We start from the raw sequence: 22,359 nt of genomic DNA, 5'->3' as shown, positions 1-22,359 counted from the left end.
CTCCCTCAACCGGACGGACTCTAAGTAGGCTTTTGTGACTATTCGCACCAGGGGAGAGAAGGCTCACGGCGTACGCATGCGCACAGGAAGCGGGCGGGCAACGGGCACGCGTGCGCACAGGAAGCGGGCGGGCGGCGCGTCAGCCCGCGCCGCCCGCCCGTCCGTTGGCCGGTCCTTCCCGGCAGGTCTACGAAACCACCGCCGCGTCCGGTGAGTTGGCGGCCCGCCCGGTGTCCTCCTCTTCGCCGACGGCGATCCCGCGCCGCTTGGAGACGTAGACCGCGACGACGATCACCAGCAGTGCGAGGACCGCGACCCCGATCCGCACGCCGAGGTTCCTGTCGTCGCCGTAGGAGAACCTGATCACCGCCGGTGCGATGAGCAGCGACACCAGATTCATGACCTTCAACAGGGGGTTGATCGCCGGTCCGGCGGTGTCCTTGAAGGGGTCACCGACCGTGTCGCCGATCACCGTGGCCGCGTGGGCGTCGCTGCCCTTGCCGCCGTGGTGACCGTCCTCCACCAGTTTCTTGGCGTTGTCCCAGGCGCCGCCGGAGTTGGCGAGGAACACCGCCATCAGCGTGCCCGCGCCGATCGCGCCGGCGAGGTAGGAGCCGAGCGCGCCGACACCCAGCGTGAACCCGATGAAGATCGGCGCCATGACGGCGAGCAGACCGGGTGTGGCCAGCTCCCGCAGCGCGTCCTTGGTGCAGATGTCGACGACCCGTCCGTACTCGGGTTTCTCGGTGTAATCCATGATCCCGGGGTGTTCACGGAACTGCCGCCTGACCTCGAACACCACCGAACCCGCCGACCGTGACACCGCGTTGATGGCCAGTCCGGAGAAGAGGAAGACGACCGCGGCGCCCGCGATGAGGCCGACGAGGTTGTTGGGCTGCGAGATGTCCATCGACAGGGTCAGCGGAGAGCCCGGGCCGCTGAGCGTCGCGCCGACATCCCGCACGTTGGTGGTGATCGCGTCGCGGTACGACCCGAACAGCGCCGACGCGGCGAGGACGGCGGTGGCGATGGCGATGCCCTTGGTGATGGCCTTGGTGGTGTTGCCCACCGCGTCCAGGTTGGTGAGCACCTGCGCGCCCGCGCCCTGGACGTCGCCGGACATCTCGGCGATGCCCTGCGCGTTGTCGGACACCGGCCCGAACGTGTCCATGGCGACGATCACGCCGACCGTGGTGAGCAGTCCGGTGCCGGCGAGCGCCACCGCGAACAGCGCCAGCATGATCGACGTACCGCCGAGCAGGAACGCGCCGTACACACTGAGGCCGATGAGGAGCGCGGTGTAGACGGCCGATTCCAGTCCCAGGGAGATACCGGAGAGGATGACGGTGGCCGGCCCGGTGAGGGAGGTCTTGCCGATGTCCCGCACCGGGCGGCGGTTGGTCTCGGTGAAGTAGCCGGTCAGCTGCTGGATGACGGCGGCGAGCAGGATGCCGATGGCCACCGCGACCAGCGCGAGGATCCGGGGATCGCCGCCCTTGCCCCTGATCGCCGCGTCGGTGACGCCGTCCAGGTCGGCGTATCTCCCCGGCAGGTAGACGAAGACGGCGACCGCGACCAGCACGAGCGAGATCACCGCGGAGATGAAGAAGCCGCGGTTGATCGCCGTCATGCCGCTGCGGTCGGCGCGCCGCGGGGCGACCGCGAAGATGCCGACCATCGCCGTGAGCACACCGATGGCGGGCACCAGCAGCGGGAAGGCCAGTCCGGAGTCGCCGAAGGCGGCCTTGCCGAGGATCAGCGCGGCCACCAGGGTGACGGCGTACGACTCGAACAGGTCGGCCGCCATGCCCGCGCAGTCGCCGACGTTGTCGCCCACGTTGTCGGCGATGGTCGCGGCATTGCGCGGGTCGTCCTCCGGAATGCCCTGCTCGACCTTGCCGACCAGGTCGGCGCCGACGTCGGCGGCCTTGGTGAAGATGCCGCCGCCCACGCGCATGAACATCGCGATCAGGGCGGCACCGAGGCCGAAGCCCTCCAGCACCTTCGGCGCGTCGGCCGCGTACACCAGCACCACGCAGGAGGCGCCCAGCAGGCCGAGCCCCACCGTGAACATACCGACGACGCCGCCCGTGCGAAATGCGATCTTCATCGCGGTGTGCGAGACGGTGGTGAGATCCTTTTCCGGTTCGCCTGCCGCCGGCGTGGCCTCCCGGGCCGCCGCGGCGACCCGCACATTGCTGCGTACGGCGAGCCACATGCCGATATAGCCGGTGGTCGCCGAGAAAACCGCTCCGATCAGGAAGAACACCGAGCGTCCGGCACGCTGATTCCAGTCGTCCGCGGGTAGCAGCATGAGCAGGAAGAAGACCACCACGGCGAATAGGCCGAGCGTGCGCAACTGCCGGGCGAGATACGCCTTGGCACCTTCCTGGACCGCCTCGGCGATCCGTCTCATGCTGTCGGTGCCCTCGCCCGCCGCCAGCACCTGGCGCACCAGGATCCCCGCGACCACCAGCGCGGCCAGGGCGACCGCCGCGATGACGGCCACGAGGATCCGGTTGTCGTCGGTCAGGACCGCAGCCGCGAGGGATGTCGGGTGACCCAACTGATGTGAGATGGAAAGCCCCGCCATTCGTCCTCCTTGACGCTTGGGCTGAGCTCAAGATGTGGACGGATTGTAGGTACCCCCGAGTGAACTAGACAGGGGACGGTAAACGGAATCGGCCTCTTGCACCCTCAACAATGATCGAGCCTACGGCGGATGGCACGCCAGGAGACCCGGAAGAAGTAATGCCCCGAACACATTGACAGCCCCTGAGGCACTTGATCAATTATCCGGCATTGATCGTGAATTTCTTCACGCATTCCGGGCGGCGGTGCCGGAAAAACGACAAGGGCCCTGCTCAGCAGGGCCCTTGCGAGGAGTGTGCGGCGGCTCAGAGGAGCACTGTGGCCGGTGGCGTGGTCGGCCAGGTCATCCGGATCAGGCCGCCGTTGCGGCCGGTGGAGACCTCCACGTCGTCGACGAGTCCGCTGATGACCGCGAGGCCCATCTCGTCCTCCTCGACATCCGTGTCGCCTTCCGGCGTGTCGCCGGGCGTGTCGCCGCCCGGCACGGCGTGCGGGGCTTCGTCGCCGACCTCGATGGAGAACTGCTTCTCGTCCTCGATCAGCGCGACCTTCACCGGTGCCGTGACGCCGCTGTTCTGGTGCAGACCGACGGCGCGGGAGCACGCCTCACCCACGGCGAGCCTGACCTCGTCCAGGGCGGCCTCGTCCACTCCGGCCCTGCGCGCCACCGCTGCCGCCACCAGCCGGGCGGTCCGGACGTGCTCGGGCAGCGCGCTGAAGCGGAGTTCGACGGTGGCCATGCATCCCCCTCGCGACTACGGGCGTGCGGTCGGGGGCGGGACCGCTGGGGCCCGCACCCCCTGGTGTGCTTCTGTGTGCGCCGGACCGTTTCACCGGCCTTGAACCGGACGGCTCGTGGCCCGGAGGCGGGACGCGTCACAGGACGCGCCACGGCCCGGACCCGACGGGTCACGGCCCTGGGCCGAAGCCACGACCCTGACCCGGACGGGTCAGGGTCACAGCCCGTTGACCGGATCGGGTCGCAGCCCGCGAACGGGGGTCACGACCGACAACCAGGACGGGTCACGACCGACATCCGGGACGGTCACGGCCCGAGAACCGAACCGCTCACCGGCCGGCCTCGGACAGGTCACGGCCCGGACGGGACCGGCCGGCGGCAGACCCCGGCAGGGGCCCGGCGCCGACGGCCGGTCCGACTTCAGTCAGTGGCCGATACCGCTTCATCGACCGAGGTGTGAATCGGGAACACCTTGGTGAGGCCGGTGATGCGGAAGATCTTCAGAATGCGCTCCTGGTTGCAGACCAGGCGCAGCGAGCCCTCATGGGCCCTTACGCGCTTCAGGCCGCCGACCAGCACGCCGAGCCCGGTGGAGTCGAGGAAGTCCACGCCCTCCATGTCGACGACGAGGTGGAAATTCCCGTCGTTCACCAGCTCGACCAACTGCTCGCGCAGCTTGGGCGCGGTATATACGTCGATTTCGCCACCGACCTCGACGACCGTACGATCGCCGACGGTACGGGTCGACAGGGACAGGTCCACGGATCCTCCAGCACCTTGCTATCGAGCGCTCGCCCCTCGGGCATCTCGGCTTGCGGCCCCCGGGGCGTTTCGCCAGCCGCGATGGCATTCAATCACTTACCGGCAGGCGTGCACGACGCCTTGGCTCCATTGTCCGTCACTCCGGTGACACACTCGGTGCCGATGGCCAAGAATCACCGATCCGATCAGTCCCCGGCGACCCCGGCTTCCCGCCTGTCTCCGGGCTCGGTCCTGGGCCGGCTCGCCTCCGGGCCGAGCCGGTCTGCGCGCATCACTCATACGGAGCACTTGCCCCCGCGTGCGGGCCGCCATGCCGTCTGGCCTGACCGGATTCGGCCCGAGGTGATCGCGGCCGTCCAGGCGTGCGGCATCGAGCATCCCTGGGCGCACCAGGCACTGGCCGCCGAGCACGCCCTGGACGGTGAGTCGGTGGTCGTCGCCACCGGCACCGCCTCGGGCAAGTCCCTCGCCTACCTCGTCCCGGTCCTGTCCACCCTCCTGGACGGCGCCGAAGCCCCGAACGGCCGCGGCGCCACCGCGCTGTACGTGGCCCCCACCAAGGCACTCGCGGCCGACCAGTGCCGGTCGGTGAAGGAACTTTCACAACCTCTCGGCACGGCCGTACGTCCGGCCGTGTACGACGGCGACACACCGTTCGAGGAACGCGAGTGGATCCGCCAGTACGGCAACTACGTCCTCACCAACCCGGACATGCTGCACCGCGGGATACTCCCGTCCCACCCGCGCTGGTCCTCCTTCCTGAAGTCGCTCAGGTACGTCGTCGTCGACGAGTGCCACACCTATCGGGGCGTCTTCGGCTCGCACGTCGCCCAGGTGCTGCGCCGCCTGCGCCGCCTGTGTGCCCGCTACGGCTCCTCCCCCGTGTTCCTGCTGGCCTCGGCGACCTCCGCCGAACCCGCCGTCGCCGCCCACCGGCTGACCGGCCTGCCGGTGGTGGAGGTCGCCGACGACGCCTCCCCGCGCGGCGAGCTGGTCTTCGCCCTCTGGGAGCCGCCGCTCACCGAACTGCACGGCGAGAAGGGTGCACCCGTACGGCGTACCGCGACCGCCGAGACCGCCGACCTGCTGACCGACCTCACCGTGCAGGGCGTGCGCTCGGTCGCCTTCGTACGGTCCCGGCGCGGCGCCGAGCTGATCGCGGTGATCGCCCAGGAGAAACTGGCCGAGGTCGACCGCTCACTGGTCCGGCGTGTCGCGGCCTACCGCGGTGGTTACCTGCCCGAGGAGCGCCGTGCCCTGGAGCGCGCCCTGCACTCCGGCGAACTCCTCGGTCTCGCCGCCACGACGGCCCTGGAGCTGGGTGTGGACGTCTCCGGCCTGGACGCGGTCGTGATCGCCGGCTATCCGGGAACGCGTGCGTCCCTGTGGCAGCAGGCGGGCCGCGCGGGCCGCTCCGGTCAGGGCGCCCTCGCGGTCCTCGTCGCGCGCGACGACCCGCTGGACACGTTCCTCGTCCACCATCCCGAGGCCCTGTTCGACCAACCGGTGGAATCCACCGTCCTCGACCCCGACAACCCCTACGTCCTCGCCCCGCACCTGTGCGCCGCCGCCGCGGAACTGCCGGTGACCGAGGAGGACCTGCAGCTCTTCGGCCCCGCCTGCGCGGACGTGCTCCAGCAGCTGGAGGTCGCGAAGCTGCTCCGCCGCCGTACCAGGGCCTGGCACTGGACCCGTCGGGAGCGGGCCGCCGACCTGACCGACATCCGCGGCACCGGCGGCCGTCCGGTGCAGGTCGTCGAGGCCGATACGGGCCGTCTGCTGGGCACGGTCGACGCGAGCGCCGCGCACTCCACGGTCCACGAGGGCGCCGTCCACCTGCATCAGGGCCGCACCTACCTGGTCCGCTCCTTCGACCTGGAGGACTCCGTCGCCCTGGTCGAGCGGGCCGACCCGCCGTACTCGACGGTGGCCCGCGACACCACGTCGATCTCCGTCCTGGAGACGGACACCGAGGTCCCGTGGGGCACCGGCCGCCTGTGCTACGGCTCCGTCGAGGTCACCAACCAGGTCGTCTCCTACCTCCGCAGACGCCTCATCACCGGTGAAGTGCTCGGCGAGACCAAACTCGACCTCCCTCCTCGTACGCTGCGCACCCGCGCGGTGTGGTGGACGGTCACCGAGGACCAGCTGGACGAGGCCCGGATCATCCCGGAGATCCTCGGCGGCTCCCTGCACGCCGCCGAACACGCCTCGATCGGCATGCTGCCCCTCTTCGCGACCTGCGACCGCTGGGACATCGGCGGCGTCTCGGTCCCCCTGCACCCCGACACGCTCCTCCCGACGGTCTTCGTCTACGACGGCCACCCCGGCGGCGCGGGCTTCGCCGAGCGCGCCTTCCACACCGCGCGCGCCTGGCTCGCCGCCACCCGTGAGGCCATCGCCTCCTGCGAGTGCGAGGCCGGCTGCCCGTCCTGCATCCAGTCCCCCAAGTGCGGCAACGGCAACGACCCCCTGCACAAGAGGGGCGCGGTACGCCTGCTGACGGTGCTCCTGCGGGGAGCGCCGGAGGAGAAGCCTGAGGAGAAGCCGGAACAGACCCCACTGAGCGACGAGGCCGGCTGAGCCAACCGGGGGAACAACCGGGGGCCCCGGGCGGGTAGCCGACGGCAGCATGCGGACCGGTCGAGCCAGCGGGGGATCTCGGGCGGCCTGCGTGGAGGGCGAGGAGAACACGCGGACCGGTCGAGCCAGCAGGGGATCTCGGGCCGGCTGGGCGGAGAGCCGACGGGCGATGTGGTGCCCGCCCAGGCCCCCGGGCGCCAGCGGCTCAGTGACCGGGCCGCTCCGCACGGCCCACCGGCGAGACCCGGTGCCCTTCCAGGGCGGCGGACGGCCAGGCCTGGCGCCCGCTCCGGACGGCAGACGACAGGGGCTGGAACCCGCCCTGCACCGGGACGGCGGACGGCTCGGCCCGACGCACGCCCGACGCTCCAGGCGGCTCGGCCTGGGGCCCACCTGACGCTCCAGGCGGCTCGGCCTCGGGCCCAACCAGCACCGGCACCGGCACCGGTACCGGCGGAGGCTCGGCCCGACGCCCGCCCGGCACCACAGACGGCTCGGCGTTGCTCCCACCCGGCACGGGCACCGCCGGAGACGGATCGGCCTGGCTCCGTTCGCCTCGGCAGCCGGCACACACCCCCTGGGCCTCGTCCGGCACGGCAGGCGACTCCGGGTCCACCGGCCCCGCCGGCCCCGCTCTCGCTCTGATCTCCGCTGTGAACGGGCCTCTTCCGGTGGCCACCGACACGTCCGACGTCTCCCCCAGGATCACGCACCGCACCAGCCGTGCCCCCTGGGCCGCCGTCACCCGTTCGGCCCGGGCACAGGCCGCCGTGCCACCCTCGGCCCAGTGGTCCGCCGCCGCGAGAGCCGCCAGGTCCGCGCCGCCGGCCGCCCGGTGCCGGACGACGACGGCATGCCCGAGAGCGAGCACCCCGCCGAACACCGCCAACAGCACGGCGATCGCCCCGAGACTCCAGACGGTGGCGGATCCCCGGTCGGGCTCCCGGCACCGGTCCGGATGCCCGCGCCCGCCGCCCCACGCCTTCTCGAGGTGTCCACGTACCTGCTCCCTCCACGGCTCCTCGTCCCGCTGCCTGCCCTCCTCCTGGTCCCACTGACCGCCCCGCACCTCCTCACATCCGTTGCCGCCGGTGTGCCCTCGGCCGTCGGCGTACCCCTGCCTGCCGTGCGGCTCACGCCGGCGTCTCATGGCCCCGCCTCCCCCGCTCCCGTGTCCTCGACGAGCGCCAGGGCCTCCTCCCGTACCTCGAACGGCAGCCCGTTCAACCCCGGTGGCTCGGCCACCACCGTCACGCGGACCCGTTCGCCCTCGTGTGCCACGGTCACCCGTGCTCCCCTCGGCGCCGCCTCCCGGGTCACCGTCACCACCGCGTCGGCCGGATCCTGCCGGGCGGCGGCCCGGGCGCCCGTGCGGGCGGCGTCCACGCACTGGATCTGGGCCGCCACGACGAGCAGCCCCCAGACCAGCGCCATCGTGAACGCCACCAGCACGGACAGCACCACGGCCGCCTCCGCGGTCACGAACCCCCGGTCCCCGCCTCGCTCACATCCGCGCACTGAGGGCCTTCTTCACGATGGCCTGTAGCTCCGCCCGGACCTGGCCGCTGGTGACGACCTCGTACAGCAGCAACGCGAACCCGACGGCCGCGATGATGCCCATCGCGTACTCGGACGTCACCATTCCGGTGTCCTGCCGGCACGCCCTGCGCACCCGTACCGCTGCTTTCCTGATCTTCCTGTTCATCTCAACCCCCGTGAAGGTTCGGGTCTGTCCGTCGCCGTTCCCGGCATTTACCTGACACGCGCGTGCTGGTCCGCTCCTGTGCGCCTCACCTCCCTCTCACCACCCCGCCCGCCAGTCCGATCACGACGGGCAGCACGCCGATGACGACGAACGCGGGCAGGAAACACAGGCCGACCGGCGCTGAGATGAGTACGGCGGCCCGGCGCGCCCGGGCCGTCGCGGTGCGGGCCCAGTCCGCCCGCGCGTCCGAGGCGAGGCGGGCGACCGGGTCGGCCGCGGGGAGCCCGGTCTCGCCGGCCCGTTCCAGCAGCCGCGCCAGGGCACCGGCACCGGGCAGCGCGGCCAGGCCGCGCCAGGCATCCGCCGGTGCACCACCGAGCCGGACCTCCGCCGCGCCCTGCGCCAGTGCTTGCCCGACTGGTCCGCCGAGCGCCTCGCCGACCGCCTGGGCGGCGATCACCGGACCGGCGCCGGCCGCGATACAGGCGGCAACCAGGTCGGCGGCGAGCGGAAGCCGTCGTGCGACCCCGGCGGGGTCGACCACCTCCCCCCGCCCGGTTGCCGCCTGGCGGTCCCGCCACCGCCACAGGAGCACACCCAGGCCGAACCCCAGCAGGACCCCGGTGACTCCGCCGACCAGCACCCACACCCCGCACGCCGCACCAGCCGGGGGCAGCCATCGGCGTACGGCCCCCGGGATGGTGAACGGTGCTCCGGCAGCAGGCACCTCCAAGCCCAGCAGCCCGACCACCCGGCGCCGTGCCAGGCGCCGCCGTCGCGCCAGCTCGAGTCTCCGGACACCCCAGCCGAGGGCCAGCACCCCGGCCACGGCCATCCCCAGCCTGTGGACGACTTCCCCGCTCATACCGCCCGTCCTTCCACCATCACTCGCACCGCGCCCCGCATCACGACCACCTCGAACACCACCCCGCCGTCACCCGGCCCGCTGACGCGCCCTCCCACCGGCCCACCGGCCTTCGCCCCCCTACCGGCCCCACTCGCCCTCCACCACCCGCTCAGCCCCCTCACACCGCCTCAGCACCCCGCACGATCCGCATCGCCCACCACATCCCGGCCGCCTCGAACACCGCCCCCACCGTCAGACAGCCGAGGCCGGCACCGCTGTGCAGCAGGACCCGGAGCGGTTCCGCGCCCATGGCCGCGCCGAGCAGCAGACCGAGGGCCGGCAGGGCGGCGAGCAACACCGCGGTGGCCCGGGCCCCCGCCAACTGGGCGCGCAGGTCGGCACGCTGGTCGCGCTCGGCGCGCAGGGCGCCGTCCAGCCGCTCCAGGCCGCCGGCGAGTCCCGCGCCCTGATCCACGGCCACCCGCCAGCACGCCGCGAGTCCGAGCAGGCCCTCGGCCCCTGGCCGGCGGGCCGCCGCGGTGAGCGCGCCGGGCACGTCCCCGCCGAACCGGGCCGCCGCGACCACGGCCGCCTGCGCGTCACCGAGTCCGCTGAAGTCCCGCGCGGCCCGCAGCAGTGCCTCGCCCGGCTGCCGCCCCGCCCGTACCTCCCCGGCGAGCGCTCCGCACAGGGCGATCACCGCATCCGCCCGCCGCTCCCGGCTACGCCGAACCTGCCGGGTCAGGCGCAGCCGGCGCAGCACCGGCACCCCGGCCGCCCCCGCGACGACCGGAAGGACCGAGGCACCCAGCAGGCCGATCACCAGCCCGGCAAGGAGCGCCCACCACTCGGGCCCCCACCGTGCGCGCATCCGCCGCAGTTCCGCGAGGGCCTGCTCCCAGGCGGGCGGCCCGGTCGCGACCACCCCGCCACCGGCGAGCAGCAACCGTGCCCGCCGCATCCCGTGATGCCGTCCGCCGAACAGCCGGGCCATCGCGCCGAGACAGAGCAGCGCGCCCACCGTCATCCCGAAGGTCACCTCGGTCACCTCTCTCGGTCGTCCCCGAACTCATCAGCCGCACCCAGCAGTCGCCGTAACCGCTCCCACCCCCGCTCCCGCACGAAGGCCCGCTCGCCCCACCGCAGGGCGGGCACCGTACGCACCAACCCGGTGGTGTCCCGGTCCAGCACATGGACCTCGGCGATCCGGCGCCGCCCGGACCGGTCCCGTGCGAGGTGCACCACCACGGAGAGGGCAGCCGCCAACTGGCTGTGCAGCGCGGCCCGGTCCAGGCCGGCGGCCGTGGCCAGCGCCTCCAGCCGGGCCGGCACGTCCCCTGCGGTGTTGGCGTGAACCGTGCAGCAGCCGCCGTCATGTCCCGTGTTCAGGGCCGCGAGCAGATGCACGACCTCGCTCCCGCGCACCTCGCCGACGACCAGCCGGTCCGGCCGCATCCGCAGCGCCTGCCGCACGAGGTCCTCCAGGGTGACGAGGCCGGCGCCCTCCTGGTTGGCGGGCCGGGTCTCCAGCCGGACGACGTGCGGGTGGTCCGGCCTCAGCTCGGCCGAGTCCTCGGCGAGCACGATCCGCTCACCGGGTCCGACCAGGCCGAGCAGGGCACTGAGCAGGGTCGTCTTGCCGCTTCCGGTGCCGCCGCTGACGAGGAAGGACAGCCGGGCCGCGAGCAGCGCCCTGAGGATCCGGTCGCCGCCGGGCGGCACCGTGCCCGCCGCGACGAGTTCCTCGACGGTGAAGGCCCGTGGCCGTACCACCCGCAGGGCCAGGCAGGTGCAGCCGACGGCGACCGGGGGCAGCACCGCGTGCAGCCGGGTCCCGTCGGGCAGTCGGGCGTCCGCCCACGGCCGGGCGTCGTCCAGCCGGCGTCCGGCCACGGCTGCCAGCCGCTGCGCGAGGCGTCGTACCGCCGCCGCGTCGGGGAAGGCGACCGGGGTCAGTTCCAGGCCGCCGCCGCGGTCCACCCACACCCGGTCCGGGGCGGAGACCAGGACGTCGGTGACGTCCGGGTCGGCGAGCAGCGGTTCCAGGGGACCGGTGCCCACGAGTTCGGATCTCAGCTGCTCGGCCGCGCCGAGGACCTCCGCGTCGCCGAGCACCCGGCCCTGTTCACGCAGGGCCTGGGCCACGCGCGCGGGGGTGGGTTCGGCGCCGCTCTCGGCGAGTCGGCGGCGGACGCCGTCGAGGAGGGCCGCGCCGTCGGCCCGGTCGAGCCCGGGGAGGGTCATCGGGTGCCTCCCGCCTCGACCAGAGCGCGCTCCCAGAAGTCGGCACAGAAGCGGGCGAGCGGGCCGCGTCCGGTGGCGCCCGGGGGTTTCGCACCGCCCTGTGGCCGCAGCAGCGCCGGTTCGGCGGGCACCTCCCCGGCCAGCGGCAGGCCGAGCAGCCGGGCCACCTCCTGGTCGTCCAGACCAGGTGCGTACGGCCCGCGGACAGCCACCCGCAGGTCCCGTACGACCATCCCGACGGCGGAGGCGACCCGGCCGGCGGCAGCGACCGCGCGCAGTTCGGCGGGGACGACGAGCACGGCGACATCGAGCTGGGCCAGGGCTTCTGCGACCCCGTCGTCCAGGCGGCGGGGCAGGTCGACCACGACGGCGCCGCCGCGCCGCCGGGCGGCGGCCAGCACCGCGCGCACCGCCTGGGGCGGCACGGCGACGCAGTCACCGCGGTCCCAGCTGAGTACCCGCAGGGAGTGCAGTTCGGGCAGCGATTCCTCCAAAGCCCCGCCGCCCACGCGTCCCCGGGAGGCCGCGAAGGCGGGCCAGCGCAGCCCTTCCGCGCTCTCGCCACCGAGGAGCACGTCGAGTCCGCCGCCGAGCGGATCGGCGTCCACGAGAAGGGTGCGCAGCCCCTCGCGCGCGGAGGTGACGGCGAGCGCGCAGGCGAGAGTGGAGGCCCCGGCGCCGCCCCGGCCGCCGATCACCCCCACGGTGAGGGCCGGGCGGCCGATGCCCTCGGCGACGTCGGCGATGCGGTCGACCAGCCACTGCTCGCCGTCGGGGAGCATCAGAACGTGGTCGGCGCCGATCTGGACGGCTCGTTTCCATACCCCCGAGTCGTCCTGGTCGCGGCCGACGAGCACCACCCCGGGCCGGCGCGCGGCCCCGCGCACCCGGCGGGCGGCGTCGTCGCCGACCAGCACGAGCGGTGCCGATCCCCAGTCGTCCCCGGATTCCGGTACGTCGTGGTGGACCTCGGGTGTGGCGCCTGCCGCCGCGCACAGGCGCAGCAGATCGTCCAGCAGGGCGGCGTCCTCGGTGACGATGAGCGGTCGCCCGGGCCGCTCTGCGGTGCCGGGCGGCGGGTCGTGGGTGATGGTTCCGGTCACGGTTCCCCCTTCGCTGCGCGGGCCGCGCAGCCCGGCGGCCGCGCGATTCCCAAAGGTGTGAAGAACCGGCAAGCGGCCTCCATATGAACGGCCGATAGGAACCGGCCGTACGCGCTCGGGCAATCAGAACCGGCCATGAACTCGCCGCGGTCGGAGCGCGCTGCAATCACGGTGCGACGTTCCGCGAAATCATGTGGATCTTGGTTCAAAACTGTGGACGACGCGGACCCTGTGAATATCTCCGTCATCCATACCGGTGACCCCTGTGCTGATCTGCGTGCGGTTTCCACAGCGCAGCGCGACGATTACACGGCGTGAGCAATCATGGGCATACACAGACCGCGGACACGGAGGCGTGATGTCGGCCGTAGGACCGCGGCAGGAAAGGGGAGGACGGGCAAAAATGCGTCCGGACATGCGACGACCCCCGCCGGGGGGGAGAGCGGGGGTCGTCCCCACGGCCGACTCGGGGGGGGAGGAGTCGGACCGGGTTAGCACGGTCGCGAACGATCCGTGACTTCCATGGTGTACCCGAGAGGCCTCTCAGGCAAACCCACGCGCCCCACCTTACGCCGAATGGTGGGCGCCTATGCTCAGGGGCGTGGAAAACCACTCCTTGCCCCGCGCAGCAGCCTTCTTCGACCTGGACAAGACGGTCATTGCGAAGTCGAGCACGCTCACCTTCAGCAAGTCCTTCTACCAAGGCGGGCTGATCAACCGCAGGGGCGCGCTGCGTACCGCATACGCCCAGTTCGTCTTCCTGGCCGGCGGCCTGGATCACGACCAGATGGAGCGGATGCGCGAGTATCTGTCCGCACTGTGCCGTGGCTGGAACGTCCAGCAGGTACGCGAGATCGTCGCCGAGACCCTGCACGAGCTGATCGACCCGATCATCTACGACGAGGCCGCCTCCCTCATCGAGGAGCACCACACGGCCGGCCGCGACGTGGTGATCGTGTCCACCTCGGGTGCCGAGGTGGTCGAGCCGATCGGTGAACTGCTGGGCGCGGACCGCGTGGTCGCCACCCGCATGGTCGTCGGCGAGGACGGCTGCTTCACCGGGGAGGTGGAGTACTACGCCTACGGCCCCACGAAGGCCGAGGCCGTCAAGGAGCTGGCCGCGTCCGAGGGCTACGACCTCGACCGCTGCTACGCCTACAGCGACTCGGCGACCGACCTGCCGATGCTCCGCACGGTCGGACACCCGCACGCCGTGAACCCGGACCGCGCGCTGCGCCGCGAGGCACTCGCGTACGGATGGCCGGTCCTGGAGTTCCGCCGCCCCGTCCCGCTCAAGAAGCGACTGCCGGCGTTGTCCGTCCCGCCGCGCCCCGCACTGGTCGCGGCGGCGGCCATGGCGGCGGCAGGGGCGACCGCAGGACTCGTCTGGTACGCCAGCAGGCGCCGCGGCACCACCTGACCGACGTCCGTTTCACGGCTGTTTGATGCTGGAAAGAAATAAATACGGGCAGAGGTTCCGCTCTGTCCCGGCTTGCAGTACAAAGGAGTCAAGGCCCGCGAGACCAGAGGACATCCGAGAGGATCCCCTACCACTACGCACGTGGCCCCACGGACCTCGCATGAACACCGCGCACCCACGCGACGTCGACCCGTCGATTACGGGCCAGCCGCACCAGGTGACGGGCAAAGTTCCCGGCCTGATGGGCATATATCGAGGACGCTTGGTAACCCGGTGAGCATGCCAGCGGCGGTACGAGAAATCGTACCGCCGCAACCCTTGTCCGGGGGGTTCCCTCAGGCCGCGCCGCGTTGCAGTGCCTCGCACACCGCCGTCGACTCGCGGACCCCCAGCTCGACCGCCCGGCCGCAATGGGCGATCCAGGCCGCCATGCCCTCGGGGCTGCCGGACACGTACCCGTCCAGGGCGGCCAGGTAGGAGGCGCGGCCCAGTTCGGCGTGGCCGACCTCGGCCGGGCAGACCGCCTTCGGGTCCAGGCCGCTGCCGATCAGCACGATCCGCTCGGCCGCGCGGGCGACCAGGCCGTTGTGGGACACGAAGGGGCGCAGTGCGAGCAGTTCCCCGTGCACCACGGCAGCCGTCACCAGGGCGGGCGCGGAGCTGCCGGCGATGATCAGGTCCGCCAGCCCCTCCAGTCGGCCCGACACCTCGGCTGCGGCCGGCAGCGGCAGTTCGACCAGCGGCTCGTCCACCGGCTCGCCCGCCTGGCGGGGCCGGCCGACCTCGTCGTCACTGCTCGCCGAGGCCACCAGGTGCAGCCGGGCCAGCACCCGCAGCGGCGACTGACGCCAGACGGACAGCAGCTGTCCCGCCTCGGCGGTGAGCCGCAGCGCCGCTCCCAGGACACGAGCCTCGGCGTCGGCGCCGAAGTCGGTACGCCGCCGCACCTCCTCCAGGGCCCAGTCGGCGCCGGACAGCGCCGCCGAGCCGCGCGAGCCGCGCAGGGCCGCCTCGGAGGTGATCTCGTTGCTGCGGCGCCGCATGACCCGGTGCCCGTAGACCCGGTCCACGGCCTTGCGCACGGACTCCACGGACTCGGCCACGCCGGGCAGTGCGCCCAGGGCCGCGAGCGGATCGGCGGTCGCGCCTGTCGTACTCATGAGTACGACATTACGCACCCCACCGGCCGACCCCACGAAGGAGTGGTCTTCTTCACCTTCCTAGGACACGTACCGCAAGTACACGACTACCCTTCGTGAACATGAAAATTGCTTTCGTCGGGAAGGGCGGGAGCGGCAAGACCACTCTCTCCTCCCTCTTCGTCCGCCATCTCGTGGCCGCCGGCGCTCCGGTGGTCGCCATCGACGCGGACATCAACCAGCATCTCGGCCCCGCGCTCGGCCTCGACGAGAAGGAGGCGGCAGCGCTGCCCGCCATGGGTGAGCGGCTGTCGCTGATCAAGGACCACCTGCGCGGCACCAACCCGCGCATCGCCTCCGCCGCGACGATGATCAAGACGACGCCGCCCGGCGAGGGTTCGCGGCTGGTGCGGGTCGCGGATCCGAACCCGATCTACGACGCTTGTGCGCGTCCGGTGGAACTCGACGGAGGAGCCGTCCGTTTGATGGTCACGGGCCCCTTCACCGACGCCGACCTGGGCGTCGCCTGCTACCACTCCAAGACGGGAGCGGTGGAGCTGTATCTGAACCACCTCGTCGACGGCCCCGACGAGTACGTGGTGGTCGACATGACGGCCGGCTCGGACTCCTTCGCCTCCGGCATGTTCACCCGCTTCGACATGACGTTCCTCGTCGCCGAGCCGACCCGGAAGGGGGTTTCCGTCTACCGCCAGTACAAGGAGTACGCCCGCGACTTCGGCGTGGCCCTGAAGGTCGTCGGCAACAAGATCCAGGAACAGGACGACATCGACTTCCTGCGCGCGGAGGTCGGCGACGACCTGCTCGTGACCGTCGGACGCTCGGACTGGGTGCGCGCCATGGAGAAGGGCCGCCCGCCCCGCTTCCATCTCCTGGAGGAGGCGAACGCCCGCGCCCTGCAGGCCCTGCGGGCCACGGCGGACGCCGCGTACGAGCATCGCGACTGGGAGCGCTACACCCGGCAGATGGTGCATTTCCATCTGAAGAACGCCGAGTCCTGGGGTAACGAACGCACCGGGGTCGACCTGGCCGCGCAGGTCGACCCCGGATTCGTGCTCGGCGAAGGGGTGGTGACGCCCGCCTGAGGCCTACAGCCTGTCCGCCGGCGCCCCGGGCACGCCCCTGGGTGCCGGGGCGGGGCGGCCGGACAGCAGGGACGCCCAGCCCTGCCGAGGGGCCTCCCCCACCTTCAGGGTGCGCAGTCGCGTGAGGGTCTGCGGGTCCTGGGCGTCCAGCCAGTCGGCCAGCTGGTGGAAGGAGACGCACCGCACCTCGGGCTTGTTGCAGACCTCCTTCACCACTTCCTCGACGGCGCGCATGTAGGTGCCGCCGTTCCAGGACTCGAAGTGGTTACCGATGATCAGGGGTGCGCGGTTGCCGTCGTAGGCGCGGTAGAAGCCCTTGAGGAGACCGTCGCGCATCTGGTCGCCCCAGTAGTCGAACTTGTCGGGGTCGCCCTGGGTCTGGGTGCCGGACTGGTTGACCATGAAGTTGTAGTCCATGGTCAGCTGCTCATAGGTGTGGCCCGGGAAGGGCACGAGCTGCATCGACAGATCCCACAGGCCCTCTTTCTTCTTGGGCCAGACCTGGTTGTCGACTCCGCTGGAGTCGTAGCGGAAGCCCAGCTGGCGGGCGGCCTTCATGAAGTTCTTCTGCCCTTCCAGGCAGGGGGTGCGGGCGCCGATCAGCTCCTTGTCGTAGTCGAAGGGCAGCGGGGCCGCCCGTTTCATGCCGGTGTTGGACTTCCATGACTTCACGAAGTCCTTGGCCTGGGCGATCTCGCTCTTCCACTCCTTCACCGACCAGGTGCCGACGCCGCCGTCGGGGCCGCAGAAGTGGCCGTTGAAGTGGGTCCCGATCTCGTTGCCCTCCAGCCACGCCAGGCGTACCTGTCTGAGGGTGTCGGTGATGCCCTGCTCGTCGTTGAAGCCGATGTCGGAGCGACCGGGCGCGTGCTGCGGCGGCTTGTACAGGTCACGCTTCTCCTCCGGCAGCATGTACACGCCGCTGAGGAAGTACGTCATGGTCGCGTGGTTCTCCTTGGCGACCTTGCGGAAGTGCGAGAACAGCCTCTGGCTGTCCTCGCCCGCGCCGTCCCAGGAGAACACGACGAACTGCGGCGGCTTCTGGCCGGGCCTCAGCCGTTCGGGGCTGGGCAGGTACGGCTGGGCGCCGGTGTACGCGGTGGATCCGTCGCCGATCAGCCGGAGCACGCTCTTGGGTGCGGGCGCTCCCTTCTGCGGGCCTGACGCCCCTTCCTTCGTGCCGTCGGAGCCGGTCGCACAACCGGCGAGTGACGCCGCACAGGCCGCGGCGGCCATGGCGCCGGCGGCGATCCTCTGGGTGGCGGCCATGTTCCGCCCACCTTCTTCCTTCTCTCAGGCAAACGCTGACGAGGGCCTTTCGTGCTGATGTGCCGGGCTTGCACCGACAGCGCCGCCAAGGTCCCACGGGGCCGAGAAGGAATTAATACGACAAGCCGATGAAATGCCTACTTCACCCTGACGCGCGACGCACTACGCCATTTGCTCCGAAAAGTTATGCCTTCCCTTTACGTGGCATTACGGTTCTTTTACCGACATAGCTTCATCCCGCCGCTGCACGCCGTGACCTACGGCCGCGACCGAGCCCCGCCCATCGCCGCGAGGCCCCATCCAGTCCGCGACCGCGCCACCCCGGAGGAGACGGGAACATGCCGACCTGCGCACCCCCGAACACCCAGCACCCCCGCCCACCGCACACCCCCGCACCGAAGCGCCGCCGCCTCACCGTCGAGGGCGCCGACCTGTCCGCGGCCGTGGCGGTGTTCCTGATCGCCCTGCCCCTCTCCCTCGGCATCGCCCTCGCCACCGGCGCCCCGCTCCAGGCCGGCCTCGTCGCCGCCGCGGTCGGCGGAGTCGTCGCCGGACGGTTCGGCGGCTGCCCGCTGCAGGTGAGCGGTCCGGCCGCCGGACTCACCGTGGTCACCGCCGACCTGATCCACCGTTACGGCTGGCGGACGACCTGCGGGATCACCGTCCTCGCCGGTCTCGCCCAGCTCGGTCTCGGCTGTCTGCGGGTGGCCCGCGGCGCGCTCGCGGTCAGTCCGGCCGTGGTGCACGGCATGCTCGCCGGCATCGGCATCACCATCGCCGTCGCCCAGCTGCACATCGTGCTCGGCGGCACCCCGGACAGCTCCGTCCTCGCCAACCTGCGGGCGCTCCCCGCCCAGTTGGCCGGTCCGCACCCGGTCGCCGTGGCGATGGGCGTGCTCACCCTGACCCTGCTGCTGACCTGGCCGCGCCTGCCCGGGCGTGCCGGCCGTCTGCTGCGTACGGTGCCGGCCGCCCTCGTCGCCGTCGCCGGTGCCGGTGCGACAGCCGCCCTCGCCGGACTGACCCTGCCCCGAGTCGACCTGCCGTCCTGGCACAGCCACGCCCTGGCCGGGCTGCCCGAGGGACCGGTGTCCGGCATCGTCGCCGCCGTGCTCACCACCACCCTGGTGTGCAGCGTGCAGTCGTTGCTCGGCGCGGTGGCCGTGGACAAGCTGGTCGCCGCCCGCCCCGGCCCGCACACCCGGCCCGGCCGCTCCGACCTGGACCGGGAGCTGCTGGGCCAGGGGGCCGCCAACCTGCTCTCCGGGGCGCTCGGCGGACTCCCGGTCGCGGGGGTGGCGGTGCGCAGCACCGCGAACGTGAAAGCGGGTGCCGTCAGCCGGAACTCCACGATGCTGCACGGCGTTCTCGTAGTAGTCGCCGCGCTGCTGATGGTCCCGGTCCTGGAGGAGATCCCGCTCGCCTCCCTCGCCGCCCTGGTGATGGCCGTCGGCATCCAGATGGTGTCCCCGCACCACATCCGCACGGTGACGCGCCACCGCGAAGTGCCGGTCTACGCCGCGACCACACTCGGCGTGGTGGTCCTCGGCGTCCTGTGGGGCGTGTGCCTCGGGGTCGCCGTGGCGGTCGCCTTCGCGCTGCGCCGCCTCGCCCGCACCCGCATCACCCACGAGGAGAAAGCAGGAGTCCATCACGTACGGATCCGGGGCCAGTTGACCTTTCTCGCGGTGCCGCGGCTCAGCAGGGTCCTGCACCATGTGCCGCAGGGCACCCACGCCGTCGTGGAGTTGGACGGTTCGTTCATGGACCACGCGGCGTACGAGTCACTGCAGGACTGGCGCGGTACCCACACCGCGCGGGGCGGTACGGCCGAGCTGACAGGCCGGCGTGGCGGGATCCGGACCGCCGGGCAGGTCCCGGCAGCCGAGTGCCGGTGCCACCCGTGGACGCCCTGGCGCAACCACCGGTCCTGTTCCACCGGGTTCCCCGCCACCCCGGCGGGACCGGGGGCCGATGGGAGTGGCGGGGAACTGGCCCGTGGCAGCAGCTCCTTCCAGCGGAACACCGCGCCGCTGGTGCGGGAGGAGCCGGCAGGGCTCGCCCAGGAGGGCCGGCGGCCTTCCCAGCTCTTCCTGACCTGTGCCGACTCACGGCTCGTCACGTCGATGATCACCGCCAGTGGTCCCGGTGACCTGTTCGTGGTCCGCAACGTCGGCAATCTGGTGCCGCCGCCCGGCGAGGGGCACGAGGACGACTCGGTGGCCGCCGCCGTCGAGTACGCGGTGGACGTGCTCGGGGTCCGCTCCATCACGGTGTGCGGGCACTCCGGGTGCGGGGCGATGCAGGCACTGCTGTCCGCCGGCGCCGGCCAGGGGCCCACCCCGCTGCACCGGTGGCTGCGGCACGGGCTGCCGAGTCTCGCGCGGATGGCCGGGGACCACGGTGGCCGGCCGGGTCCGGCGGGGCGCGTCCCCACGGACGCGGTGGAGCAGCTGTGCCTGGCCAATGTGCTCCAGCAGCTGGCGCACCTGCGGGCGCACGAGCCGGTGGCCCGGGCGCTGGCCAGGGGCGCGCTGGAACTGCAGGGGATGTACTTCCACGGGGGCGAGGCACAGGCGTACCTGCTCACGGAGGCGGAGGGGGTGGCGGTCCTCGAGGAGGCCGCGGACGGAATCGAGGGAGGTGATGCGGCTCCCGGGCCGATGCGGGCGACAAGCTTCAGACAGGTCTACACCAATTTTGCCGTCGACCCTTGTCACCGGCCCCCCACGTCTGATGAGGTGTGGTCTGGGACACAACGGACACCCTTGGAAAGGGAGATGTCGTGAGCAACGAGAGCCTGGCCAACCTGCTCAAGGAAGAACGCAGGTTCGCGCCGCCCGCCGACCTGGCAGCGCAAGCCAACGTCACCGCGGAGGCGTACGAACAGGCCAAGGCTGACAGGCTCGGCTTCTGGGCCGAGCAGGCCCGCCGGCTGACCTGGGCCAAGGAACCGACCGAGACGCTGGACTGGTCGAACCCGCCGTTCGCCAAGTGGTTCGAGGACGGCGAGCTGAACGTCGCGTACAACTGCGTGGACCGGCATGTGGAGGCCGGGCACGGGGACCGCGTCGCGATCCACTTCGAGGGTGAGCCCGGTGACAGCCGCGCGATCACCTACGCGGAGCTGAAGGACGAGGTCTCCAGGGCCGCCAACGCCCTGCTGGAGCTGGGGGTGCGCAAGGGCGACCGGGTCGCGATCTACATGCCGATGATCCCCGAGACCGCGATCGCGATGCTGGCCTCGGCCCGGATCGGCGCCGCCCACTCGGTCGTCTTCGGCGGCTTCTCCGCGGACGCGCTCGCCACCCGCATCCAGGACGCGGACGCCAAGGTCGTCATCACCTCCGACGGCGGCTACCGGCGCGGCAAGCCGTCCGCGCTCAAGCCGGCCGTGGACGAGGCGGTCCACAAGGCGGGGAACGTCGAGCACGTGCTCGTGGTCCGCCGTACCGGGCAGGAGGTGGCCTGGAACGGCGAGCGCGACGTGTGGTGGCACGAGCTGGTCGGACGGCAGTCCGACCAGCACACCCCACAGGCGTTCGAGGCGGAGCACCCGCTGTTCATCCTCTACACCTCCGGTACGACGGGTAAGCCCAAGGGCATCCTGCACACCTCCGGCGGCTACCTCACCCAGACCGCGTACACCCATCACGCCGTGTTCGACCTCAAGCCGGAGACGGACGTGTACTGGTGCACGGCCGACGTCGGCTGGGTGACCGGGCACTCGTACATCGTCTACGGCCCGCTGGCCAACGGCGCGACGCAGGTCATGTACGAGGGCACACCGGACACCCCGCACCAGGGCCGCTTCTGGGAGATCGTGCAGAAGTACAAGGTCACGATCCTCTACACGGCGCCGACCGCGATCCGGACGTTCATGAAGTGGGGCGACGACATCCCCGCCAAGTTCGACCTGACCTCCCTCCGCGTCCTGGGCTCGGTCGGCGAGCCCATCAACCCCGAGGCGTGGATCTGGTACCGCAAGCACATCGGTGCCGACCGGACGCCCGTGGTGGACACGTGGTGGCAGACCGAGACCGGCGCGATGATGATCTCGCCGCTGCCGGGCGTCACCGAGGCCAAGCCCGGTTCCGCGCAGCGCGCGCTGCCCGGCATCAGCGCCACGGTCGTGGACGACGAGGCGAACGAGGTGCCCGACGGCGGCGGTGGCTACCTGGTGCTGACCGAGCCGTGGCCGGCGATGCTGCGCACCATCTGGGGCGACGACCAGCGGTTCATCGACACCTACTGGTCCCGCTTCGAGGGCAGGTACTTCGCCGGGGACGGCGCGAAGAAGGACGACGACGGTGACATCTGGCTGCTGGGCCGGGTCGACGACGTCATGCTCGTGTCGGGCCACAACATCTCCACCACCGAGGTGGAGTCCGCGCTCGTCTCCCACCCTTCGGTCGCCGAGGCGGCCGTCGTCGGTGCCGCCGACGAGACCACCGGCCAGGCGATCGTCGCCTTCGTGATCCTGCGCGGCACGGCATCGGAGGACGAGGCGCTCATCGGCGCGCTGCGCGACCACGTCGGCGCCACGCTCGGCCCGATCGCGAAACCCAAGCGGATCCTGCCCGTGGCCGAGCTGCCCAAGACCCGCTCGGGCAAGATCATGCGCCGTCTGCTGCGCGATGTGGCCGAGAACCGCCAGCTCGGCGACGTCACCACGCTGACGGACTCCACGGTCATGGACTTCATCCAGGCCAAGCTGCCGGCCGCACCGAACGAGGACTGAGCGGTACGGCCCCACTGCGGTGGGAGGGGCGTCCGGTGCGGTCACCGGACGCCCCTCCTCGTCCGTCCCACAGGCCATCGATGTCACAGTCGGGTAAAATGTCAGCTTCAGG

The 22,359-nt window shown here is 71.8% G+C and carries 16 protein-coding genes and 1 pseudogene; 5 read left to right on the top strand and 12 right to left on the bottom strand.

Going from position 1 to position 22,359, the window contains the following annotated elements; all coding sequences use genetic code 11:
- Nucleotides 1-187: 187 nt before the first annotated feature.
- The 3 genes from ACF1BE_RS06315 to bldG all read right to left on the bottom strand — a co-directional run bounded on the left by ACF1BE_RS06315 (nucleotide 188) and on the right by bldG (nucleotide 4,093).
- Nucleotides 188-2,593 (bottom strand): sodium-translocating pyrophosphatase, encoded by a 2,406-nt coding sequence (locus ACF1BE_RS06315; protein ID WP_392197785.1) that lies wholly within the window; start codon nucleotides 2,591-2,593, stop codon nucleotides 188-190.
- A gap of 304 nt (nucleotides 2,594-2,897) precedes the next feature.
- Nucleotides 2,898-3,332 (bottom strand): ATP-binding protein, encoded by a 435-nt coding sequence (locus ACF1BE_RS06310; RefSeq protein ID WP_392197784.1) that lies wholly within the window; start codon nucleotides 3,330-3,332, stop codon nucleotides 2,898-2,900.
- 419 nt (nucleotides 3,333-3,751) lie between these two features.
- The gene (gene bldG, locus ACF1BE_RS06305) at nucleotides 3,752-4,093 is read right to left on the bottom strand and encodes an anti-sigma factor antagonist BldG (protein WP_121787637.1); all 342 of its coding nucleotides are present in this window, start codon (nucleotides 4,091-4,093) and stop codon (nucleotides 3,752-3,754) included.
- Between the two features lie 81 nt (nucleotides 4,094-4,174).
- Between bldG and ACF1BE_RS06300 the strand changes: the two genes are divergently transcribed.
- Nucleotides 4,175-6,676, top strand: a complete 2,502-nt coding sequence (locus tag ACF1BE_RS06300; RefSeq protein ID WP_392197783.1) for a DEAD/DEAH box helicase — start codon at nucleotides 4,175-4,177, stop codon at nucleotides 6,674-6,676.
- 595 nt (nucleotides 6,677-7,271) lie between these two features.
- Here the strand turns inward: ACF1BE_RS06300 and ACF1BE_RS06295 are convergent.
- From ACF1BE_RS06295 to ssd, 7 genes and pseudogenes are all read right to left on the bottom strand, one after another.
- A pseudogene (locus ACF1BE_RS06295) lies at nucleotides 7,272-7,577 on the bottom strand (Rv3654c family TadE-like protein); the annotation flags it as partial.
- 245 nt (nucleotides 7,578-7,822) lie between these two features.
- Nucleotides 7,823-8,158, bottom strand: coding sequence for a TadE family type IV pilus minor pilin (locus ACF1BE_RS06290; RefSeq protein ID WP_392197782.1), 336 nt, complete (start codon nucleotides 8,156-8,158; stop codon nucleotides 7,823-7,825).
- A gap of 22 nt (nucleotides 8,159-8,180) precedes the next feature.
- Nucleotides 8,181-8,381, bottom strand: a complete 201-nt coding sequence (locus ACF1BE_RS06285) for a DUF4244 domain-containing protein (protein ID WP_392197781.1) — start codon at nucleotides 8,379-8,381, stop codon at nucleotides 8,181-8,183.
- An 85-nt stretch (nucleotides 8,382-8,466) separates the two neighbouring features.
- Nucleotides 8,467-9,246 carry a type II secretion system F family protein gene (locus ACF1BE_RS06280; RefSeq protein WP_392197780.1) on the bottom strand — a complete coding sequence of 260 codons (780 nt, stop codon included), beginning with the start codon at nucleotides 9,244-9,246 and terminating at the stop codon, nucleotides 8,467-8,469.
- Between the two features lie 160 nt (nucleotides 9,247-9,406).
- Nucleotides 9,407-10,255, bottom strand: coding sequence for a type II secretion system F family protein (locus tag ACF1BE_RS06275; protein WP_392197849.1), 849 nt, complete (start codon nucleotides 10,253-10,255; stop codon nucleotides 9,407-9,409).
- A 17-nt stretch (nucleotides 10,256-10,272) separates the two neighbouring features.
- Nucleotides 10,273-11,472 (bottom strand): TadA family conjugal transfer-associated ATPase, encoded by a 1,200-nt coding sequence (locus ACF1BE_RS06270; protein WP_392197779.1) that lies wholly within the window; start codon nucleotides 11,470-11,472, stop codon nucleotides 10,273-10,275.
- Complete coding sequence (ssd, locus tag ACF1BE_RS06265) at nucleotides 11,469-12,575, bottom strand: septum site-determining protein Ssd (RefSeq protein WP_392197778.1); 1,107 nt, start codon at nucleotides 12,573-12,575, stop codon at nucleotides 11,469-11,471. Before ssd ends, ACF1BE_RS06270 begins: the two co-directional genes overlap by 4 nt.
- Before the next feature lie 589 nt (nucleotides 12,576-13,164).
- Here ssd and ACF1BE_RS06260 point away from each other — a divergent pair.
- The gene (locus ACF1BE_RS06260) at nucleotides 13,165-13,995 is read left to right on the top strand and encodes an HAD family hydrolase (RefSeq protein WP_392197777.1); all 831 of its coding nucleotides are present in this window, start codon (nucleotides 13,165-13,167) and stop codon (nucleotides 13,993-13,995) included.
- Between the two features lie 335 nt (nucleotides 13,996-14,330).
- On the opposite strand, the gene ACF1BE_RS06255 is transcribed toward ACF1BE_RS06260, so the two are convergent.
- Nucleotides 14,331-15,155: an oxidoreductase gene (locus ACF1BE_RS06255; protein ID WP_392197776.1), complete on the bottom strand. Its 825-nt coding sequence runs from the start codon at nucleotides 15,153-15,155 to the stop codon at nucleotides 14,331-14,333.
- 101 nt (nucleotides 15,156-15,256) lie between these two features.
- Here ACF1BE_RS06255 and ACF1BE_RS06250 point away from each other — a divergent pair, with 101 nt between their 5' ends.
- Nucleotides 15,257-16,237, top strand: a complete 981-nt coding sequence (locus tag ACF1BE_RS06250) for an ATP-binding protein (RefSeq protein ID WP_392197775.1) — start codon at nucleotides 15,257-15,259, stop codon at nucleotides 16,235-16,237.
- A 3-nt stretch (nucleotides 16,238-16,240) separates the two neighbouring features.
- Here the strand turns inward: ACF1BE_RS06250 and ACF1BE_RS06245 are convergent, their stop codons facing one another.
- Nucleotides 16,241-17,506, bottom strand: a complete 1,266-nt coding sequence (locus tag ACF1BE_RS06245) for a hypothetical protein (protein ID WP_392197774.1) — start codon at nucleotides 17,504-17,506, stop codon at nucleotides 16,241-16,243.
- A gap of 338 nt (nucleotides 17,507-17,844) precedes the next feature.
- Here ACF1BE_RS06245 and ACF1BE_RS06240 point away from each other — a divergent pair, with 338 nt between their 5' ends.
- Both ACF1BE_RS06240 and acs read left to right on the top strand, forming a co-directional pair.
- Nucleotides 17,845-20,295 (top strand): SulP family inorganic anion transporter, encoded by a 2,451-nt coding sequence (locus ACF1BE_RS06240; RefSeq protein ID WP_392197773.1) that lies wholly within the window; start codon nucleotides 17,845-17,847, stop codon nucleotides 20,293-20,295.
- The gene (gene acs / locus ACF1BE_RS06235; protein WP_392197772.1) at nucleotides 20,292-22,247 is read left to right on the top strand and encodes an acetate--CoA ligase; all 1,956 of its coding nucleotides are present in this window, start codon (nucleotides 20,292-20,294) and stop codon (nucleotides 22,245-22,247) included. The genes ACF1BE_RS06240 and acs overlap by 4 nt, the downstream gene beginning before the upstream one ends.
- Nucleotides 22,248-22,359 lie beyond the last annotated feature (112 nt).

This window comes from Streptomyces sp. NPDC014991 (assembly GCF_043080665.1).
In the GTDB taxonomy this organism is placed as follows: Bacteria; Actinomycetota; Actinomycetes; order Streptomycetales; family Streptomycetaceae; genus Streptomyces.
The sequence above is the reverse complement of the archived record's forward strand: the minus strand, read 5'-3'. Positions and strand labels throughout refer to the sequence as shown.

Excerpts from the sequence above, each read along its gene's own strand:
- ACF1BE_RS06255 (WP_392197776.1), bottom strand. The coding sequence starts at position 15,155 with ATGAGTACGACAGGCGCGACCGCCGATCCGCTCGCGGCCCTGGGCGCA.
- ACF1BE_RS06315 (WP_392197785.1), bottom strand. The coding sequence starts at position 2,593 with ATGGCGGGGCTTTCCATCTCACATCAGTTGGGTCACCCGACATCCCTC.
- ACF1BE_RS06285 (WP_392197781.1), bottom strand. The coding sequence starts at position 8,381 with ATGAACAGGAAGATCAGGAAAGCAGCGGTACGGGTGCGCAGGGCGTGC.
- ACF1BE_RS06245 (WP_392197774.1), bottom strand. The coding sequence starts at position 17,506 with ATGGCCGCCACCCAGAGGATCGCCGCCGGCGCCATGGCCGCCGCGGCC.
- ACF1BE_RS06250 (WP_392197775.1), top strand. The coding sequence starts at position 15,257 with ATGAAAATTGCTTTCGTCGGGAAGGGCGGGAGCGGCAAGACCACTCTC.
- ACF1BE_RS06260 (WP_392197777.1), top strand. The coding sequence starts at position 13,165 with ATGCTCAGGGGCGTGGAAAACCACTCCTTGCCCCGCGCAGCAGCCTTC.
- ACF1BE_RS06270 (WP_392197779.1), bottom strand. The coding sequence starts at position 11,472 with ATGACCCTCCCCGGGCTCGACCGGGCCGACGGCGCGGCCCTCCTCGAC.
- ACF1BE_RS06280 (WP_392197780.1), bottom strand. The coding sequence starts at position 9,246 with ATGAGCGGGGAAGTCGTCCACAGGCTGGGGATGGCCGTGGCCGGGGTG.
- ACF1BE_RS06310 (WP_392197784.1), bottom strand. The coding sequence starts at position 3,332 with ATGGCCACCGTCGAACTCCGCTTCAGCGCGCTGCCCGAGCACGTCCGG.
- ACF1BE_RS06300 (WP_392197783.1), top strand. The coding sequence starts at position 4,175 with ATGGCATTCAATCACTTACCGGCAGGCGTGCACGACGCCTTGGCTCCA.
- ACF1BE_RS06275 (WP_392197849.1), bottom strand. The coding sequence starts at position 10,255 with ATGACGGTGGGCGCGCTGCTCTGTCTCGGCGCGATGGCCCGGCTGTTC.
- ACF1BE_RS06240 (WP_392197773.1), top strand. The coding sequence starts at position 17,845 with ATGCCGACCTGCGCACCCCCGAACACCCAGCACCCCCGCCCACCGCAC.